Below are 5,718 nucleotides of genomic sequence, written 5' to 3' on the forward strand. Positions count from 1 at the left end.
TAAAAAATACCCAATACTACATTTAAACCTTATTTCCCCTCCTCCAGATTTACACATACTATAATTAAATAGTTTTGACTATCCTTGGCCCATCATTTTATTTGTCCCTTTGTAATAGTCAACATTCCTATTGAATATTAAATTTTATGGGTAATTACTGTACCCAAAAACGCACAAAAAACAACAATAAAACATGTATAAAAAAACAATAATAACTGCATTAATAATAGGGTTAATGCTCCCTACTTTAGTACAAAGTCAGGAAAGTGAATTTGGAAATTGGTTAATTTATATCGGTAGCAAGAAAATAGACCAAAAATGGAACATTCATCATGAAGTTCAGTACAGAAATTATAACGCCATTGGCGACTTAGAACAGCTATTATTAAGAACAGGTTTAGGATATACATTTAATAAAGGAAAAAATAATGTATTACTGGGTTATGGTTATATTTTATCTGAAAATTATATAGCAAATACCAATGATAAAGTTTCTGTTAATGAGCATAGAATTTTTCAACAGTTCACTACCAAACAAAAAATAGGAGCTATAACCTTAAATCATAGGTATAGATTTGAACAACGTTTTGTAGAAAGCGATTTTAAGATGAGATTTCGTTATTTTTTAGGATTAAATATTCCCCTATATAGTAAAGAAGCTACTAAAAAAAGCTATTATATATCTGCCTACAATGAAATATTCTTAAATACAAAATCATCTATATTTGATAGAAATAGAGTATACGGAGGTCTGGGATATCATATTAATAAAAATATAAGACTAGAAGCTGGGTATATGAATCAGTTTTTCGAAACAACTGGCCGCGATCAATTTAACATAGTTACTTTTGTAAACTTTTAAAAAAATACTTTTAAATCTCTAACATAAGCTAATTTACACATAGCTAAAGGTTTAATATTACCCCTTTTTATTTATTTAGTAGAGATTTATCCGTTGTTAAATAAAACATCTGCTGTAATATAATACCTTTGCATTGCAATATTCCGTAGAAAATGAGCAACATTAGAATTACCAAACAATTTAATTTTGAGACCGGTCATGCCCTTTTTGGCTATGATGGTAAATGTAGAAATGTTCATGGCCATAGCTATAAACTTTCTGTAACCGTAATTGGCACTCCTATTACCGATAAAAGCCATGTAAAATTGGGAATGGTAATAGATTTTGGGGATTTAAAAAAGATAGTAAAAGAAGAAATTGTAGATCAATTTGATCATGCTACCGTTTTTAACAAAAACACCCCACATGTAGAACTAGCTAAGGAACTTACGGATCGAGGACATAGTGTAATTCTTGCAGATTACCAGCCTACAAGTGAGAATATGGTAATAGATTTTTCTGCAAAAATAAAAGCTCGTTTACCAAAAAATATTCAACTACATTCTTTAAAATTACAAGAAACAGAAACCTCTTTTGCAGAGTGGTACGCATCTGATAATTAGTATTTGTAATGATAAACATCTCTATTCCAGAAGGTAAAAAAGTGTATTTCGCAAGTGATAACCATTTGGGTGCTCCTACAATGGAACAAAGCTTACCTCGTGAAAAGAAATTTGTTGCTTGGTTAGATGACGCTAAAGAAGATGCTGCCGCTATTTTTCTTTTAGGCGATTTGTTTGATTTTTGGATGGAATACAAAACCGTTATTCCAAAAGGGTTTACACGTACCTTAGGGAAGCTGGCGGAATTAAGTGATGCCGGAATACCTATTTATTATTTTGTTGGTAATCATGATCTATGGATGAATGGTTATTTTGAAGAAGAACTAAACATTCCTGTGTATCATACAACCCAACAGTTTAAACTGAATGACACTTCTTTTTTTATAGGTCATGGAGACGGATTAGGACCACATGACAAAGGTTTTAAACGCATGAAAAAAGTGTTTACCAACCCTTTTGCTAAATGGTTATTTAAATGGTTGCATCCAGATATTGGTGTGCGACTGGGGCAATATCTATCTGTAAAAAACAAACTTATTTCTGGAGACGAAGACGTAACATTCTTAGGAGAAGACAACGAATGGTTAGTACAATATGCGAAACGTAAATTAGCAACCAAACATTACGATTATTTTGTTTTTGGACACCGTCATCTACCATTAGAAATAGACCTCAACGGAAAATCTACCTACGTAAACCTTGGCGATTGGATTTCTTACTACACCTATGGCGTTTTCGATGGCACTACACTTAGCCTAGAGAAGTTACCTAAGTAGTCGTTTCTTTTTCATGCTCGTCTATATCTTTCTGCAAATCTAATTTCCTAAAGGAAGGTAAAGAAATTGCAGTAATCCCTACGGTTAATAAAGTCATGCTACCACCAAAGACAACAGCAGCTACAGCACCCATCCATTTTGCGGTTAAACCACTCTCAAATGCACCTAATTCATTCGAGGAACCTACAAAAATAGAATTTACAGATGCTACTCTTCCTCGCATATGATCCGGTGTTTTTAATTGTAATATCGTTTGCCTAATAATCATTGAAACACCGTCTACAGCACCACTAACAAACAAAGCAAGTACGGATAACCAAAAATAAGTAGACAACCCAAAAACGATAATACAAACTCCAAATCCGAATATGGCGTATAATAATTTCTTCCCTGCATTTTTATGTAAAGGAAAACGTGTAGAACCAAGCATGGTAAGGAATGCCCCAACTGCTGGGGCAGCTCTAAGAATACCAAAACCTTCCGCTCCTACATGTAAAATATCTTGAGCAAAAATGGGTAATAAGGCTACGGCTCCTCCAAAAAGAACAGCTATCATATCTAACGTTAATGCTCCCAAAACAGCTTTGGTACTAAAAACAAAATCTAGCCCCTCTTTTAGACTCTGAAAAACGGGCTCCCCGATTTTAGGGTTTAATATAGGTTTTTTATCTATCTGAAAAAGAAAAATCAAAGCCAATATGGAAAATACAAATATGACACACATGGACCAGTGCACACCAATCCAACTAATAGAAAAACCAGCTAAAGCAGGCCCTAAAACAGATGCCATTTGCCAGGTAGAGCTACTCCAAGTAGCCGCATTCGGGTATATCTTCTTAGGAACAATTAATGCTATTAAAGAAAATATAGTTGGACCAATAAAAGAACGAACAATACCTCCAAGAAAAACTAAAAAGTAGATAGAGTAAAGAATGGTTTTGGTGCTATAATCTAATTGTACTTGTGGCATGCTTAGCATAAATAGACCAAAGCTAATTATTGAAAAACCTAAAATACATTTAACCAATAAACTTCTCTTTTCTTTCTGATCTACAATATGGCCTGCAAAAAGAGCCATAAGAACCGCAGGAATAACTTCCATAAGACCAATAATTCCTAAGGAGAGAGGGTCTTTTGTCATGGAGTACACTTGCCATTCTATTACAATAAATTGCATAGACCACGCAAAAACCATGGCAAAACGAACTATTAAAAATAGGTTAAATTCTTTATAACGAAGTGCAGCGTATGGATCCAAAAATTTATGTTTAAAAAAATCAAAGGTAGTACTATATTTAATTTGAAATATAGTACTACGCTTAATGTCTTAATTATTGGAGCATATACTATCTAAATAATTTCCTAAATCTAATTGAAAGATTGTCCCTTCGACCAAATCTTTCATTGCAAATAATTCCATAGTATCTAAAGCAAAAGTCACCTGGTACGCTGGTGTATTTAATAATAATTTTCTGCAGGAATCTTTCTGTGTGCAATCTTTACATTCTAAATAATTACTTTCTACAGAATTCATTACGTTTTTAGAAAACTTCATTAATTCCTGTCTTGTAATGAAAAGACCTGTGTCTTTAAATACCAATTGTATTTTACTAATATCTTTTAAGGTTTTCTCTTTCCACTGAAAAGCCATACCAAATTCATTAGAATAAATCGGATTAATATCCTCCATATCTTACTGTTTTAATAGGTTATCATCTTTAAGTTTTTTAATACTTTGCAAAACTTTACCAACAGCAAGAGTCATGCTATTTGCCGATATTGTTGCTCCAGAAATAGCATCTATGTTTTCTCCATAAACCAGAGGATCGCCAACTGTAAGACCAATAAATTGTTTTAACCACCGCTGGCTCCCAATTTGTCTTCCATGTTCTTCTCTATAGATTAAAACTTTCGCTTTTTTAATACTTAAATCGGCATTAAAAAGGATTAGATAATCGAACATACGTTTCATACTTGCTGTTTCTCCCAAATAACCGTAGCCTAACACGACATTATTCTCCATTATTTTGAATAATCTGTCTTCCGCTAAATCTACCATGCCCTCTGGGTAATTCGCAGTATCTACCATGATTATCTCTTTTTTAAAGCTTGTAATTTCAAAAGTTTGCAAAATAGCATTATCCACTTTTGCGATAAGTTTAGGAGTATGCATCCAAGAACTGCAAACAAAAATTAAAAGACAGCCAATTAACATATAAGAAAAAAAGATGCTTGCTCTATTTACCATCTTCTTCTTTATTATTTGGCACTATAAATTGATTTAATACTCCATTAATTGCTTTTTTACCCTCATTTGCTTTTTCTAATGGATACATATGCATAAACAATGGTTGTTTGTCTACACTTTTTCGTAATACTAATGGCGTTTCTCTATCGTAAATAGTACTCCAAGATTTTCTTACTCTACTCCAAAATTTGGCATTGTTTTGCCACCATGTTTTAGCTGCTAAGCATTCAGAATCTGGCACTTTAATATACGTATTATACCCTTTTTCTTGCGCCAAAAGCACATCCTTCTCTCCTGTTTTACGAACAATTTTATCATTATCCTGCTCGTGAACCCACCCTGTATCTGTAATCTCTTGTCTATTTCCTCTAGACATAACATTATAGTCTTTACGTTTAGAATATTCTCTACGAGGTAAAGGAGAATCCGATTTGTTTTCCCAATAGTGTTTTCCATCCGCATGAATCCAAGTTCCAGATCCAGAATATCTTGGACTATCATCTACCTGAAAAACTTGCTGTGTCCATTGTCCTCTTACGTCCTCTTTAGGTAAGGTTTTAAAACTCCAAGTATTGTCTTTATCGTAATGAAAAACTTGTTGATTCTCGTACAACCAATCTTGTCTCCAATGCTTTATTACCATAGTATCTTTTATTACTAATAAATGCTGAATGGATAATTTTTTATCAGAGTCTTCTATAAGTTCTGCCCATTCTAATGCCCCTGAGGTATAATCTAAATGCTTCTCATAATCTATTTCAGGAGCAAATGTTTCTGTATACTTAAACTGTACTTTAAAGCAACCACACATAGACTTTATAGCCTCTTCGTCCTGGTTTTTATTGCTTTCTTGAGAATAGCCCTGAACCATATATCCAATTGCTAACAGGGTAATTAATACTACTTTTTTCATAAGGTGATTTTAATTTTCTTAATAAATATATCAACGCAAAAATATTAATTTTATTTAGACTGAATAAAAATAAAGTATATATTTGTCGAAATAATTATTTAGAACCATTCTAATTAAATGAAAATCAACGACTATAATAGATCTTTTTATCTCCAGATTTTTTACCATACGCAGACTATATTTTTTCTTTTGCTTATGGCTCATTCTACCTCTGCCCAAGAAATAACAAAGCTTAACGAAGTAATAGTTACTGGAGAAAACAAAGTAATGTCCTTGAGTAAAAAGCTTTTTTCGGTAGCAGTTATAGATAGTACCGA

7 protein-coding genes are annotated in these 5,718 nt (G+C 32.8%); 3 read left to right on the top strand and 4 right to left on the bottom strand.

Annotated elements, in window-relative coordinates; translation table 11 throughout:
* Positions 1 to 193 precede the first annotated feature (193 nt).
* From QZZ51_RS15990 to QZZ51_RS16000, 3 genes are all read left to right on the top strand, one after another.
* Entirely contained in the window at positions 194 to 862 is a 669-nt protein-coding gene (locus tag QZZ51_RS15990) for a DUF2490 domain-containing protein (RefSeq protein WP_291871493.1), read from the top strand.
* A 152-nt stretch (positions 863 to 1,014) separates the two neighbouring features.
* Positions 1,015 to 1,464, top strand: a complete 450-nt coding sequence (locus QZZ51_RS15995) for a 6-carboxytetrahydropterin synthase (protein ID WP_291871494.1) — start codon at positions 1,015 to 1,017, stop codon at positions 1,462 to 1,464.
* An 8-nt stretch (positions 1,465 to 1,472) separates the two neighbouring features.
* On the top strand, positions 1,473 to 2,240 hold the full coding sequence (locus QZZ51_RS16000; RefSeq protein ID WP_291871497.1) for a UDP-2,3-diacylglucosamine diphosphatase: 768 nt from the start codon (positions 1,473 to 1,475) through the stop codon (positions 2,238 to 2,240).
* Here the strand turns inward: QZZ51_RS16000 and QZZ51_RS16005 are convergent.
* The 4 genes from QZZ51_RS16005 to QZZ51_RS16020 all read right to left on the bottom strand — a co-directional run bounded on the left by QZZ51_RS16005 (position 2,233) and on the right by QZZ51_RS16020 (position 5,401).
* Complete coding sequence (locus tag QZZ51_RS16005; RefSeq protein ID WP_291871499.1) at positions 2,233 to 3,498, bottom strand: MFS transporter; 1,266 nt, start codon at positions 3,496 to 3,498, stop codon at positions 2,233 to 2,235. The genes QZZ51_RS16000 and QZZ51_RS16005 overlap by 8 nt on opposite strands.
* Positions 3,499 to 3,567: 69 nt before the next feature.
* Positions 3,568 to 3,930, bottom strand: coding sequence for a DUF6686 family protein (locus tag QZZ51_RS16010; protein ID WP_291871501.1), 363 nt, complete (start codon positions 3,928 to 3,930; stop codon positions 3,568 to 3,570).
* Positions 3,931 to 3,933: 3 nt separating this feature from the next.
* Complete coding sequence (locus tag QZZ51_RS16015) at positions 3,934 to 4,488, bottom strand: FMN-binding protein (RefSeq protein WP_291871503.1); 555 nt, start codon at positions 4,486 to 4,488, stop codon at positions 3,934 to 3,936.
* Positions 4,478 to 5,401 (bottom strand): DUF6607 family protein, encoded by a 924-nt coding sequence (locus QZZ51_RS16020; RefSeq protein WP_291871505.1) that lies wholly within the window; start codon positions 5,399 to 5,401, stop codon positions 4,478 to 4,480. Before QZZ51_RS16020 ends, QZZ51_RS16015 begins: the two co-directional genes overlap by 11 nt.
* Between the last annotated feature and the right edge of the window lie 317 nt (positions 5,402 to 5,718).

It is taken from the genome of Maribacter sp. (genome assembly GCF_016744255.1).
Lineage (GTDB): Bacteria > Bacteroidota > Bacteroidia > Flavobacteriales > Flavobacteriaceae > Maribacter_B.

Bases quoted from the DNA above. Each gene is read 5' to 3' on its own strand.
- QZZ51_RS15995 (WP_291871494.1), top strand. From the start codon at position 1,015: ATGAGCAACATTAGAATTACCAAACAATTTAATTTTGAGACCGGTCAT.
- QZZ51_RS15990 (WP_291871493.1), top strand. From the start codon at position 194: ATGTATAAAAAAACAATAATAACTGCATTAATAATAGGGTTAATGCTC.
- QZZ51_RS16000 (WP_291871497.1), top strand. From the start codon at position 1,473: ATGATAAACATCTCTATTCCAGAAGGTAAAAAAGTGTATTTCGCAAGT.
- QZZ51_RS16010 (WP_291871501.1), bottom strand. From the start codon at position 3,930: ATGGAGGATATTAATCCGATTTATTCTAATGAATTTGGTATGGCTTTT.
- QZZ51_RS16015 (WP_291871503.1), bottom strand. From the start codon at position 4,488: ATGGTAAATAGAGCAAGCATCTTTTTTTCTTATATGTTAATTGGCTGT.
- QZZ51_RS16020 (WP_291871505.1), bottom strand. From the start codon at position 5,401: ATGAAAAAAGTAGTATTAATTACCCTGTTAGCAATTGGATATATGGTT.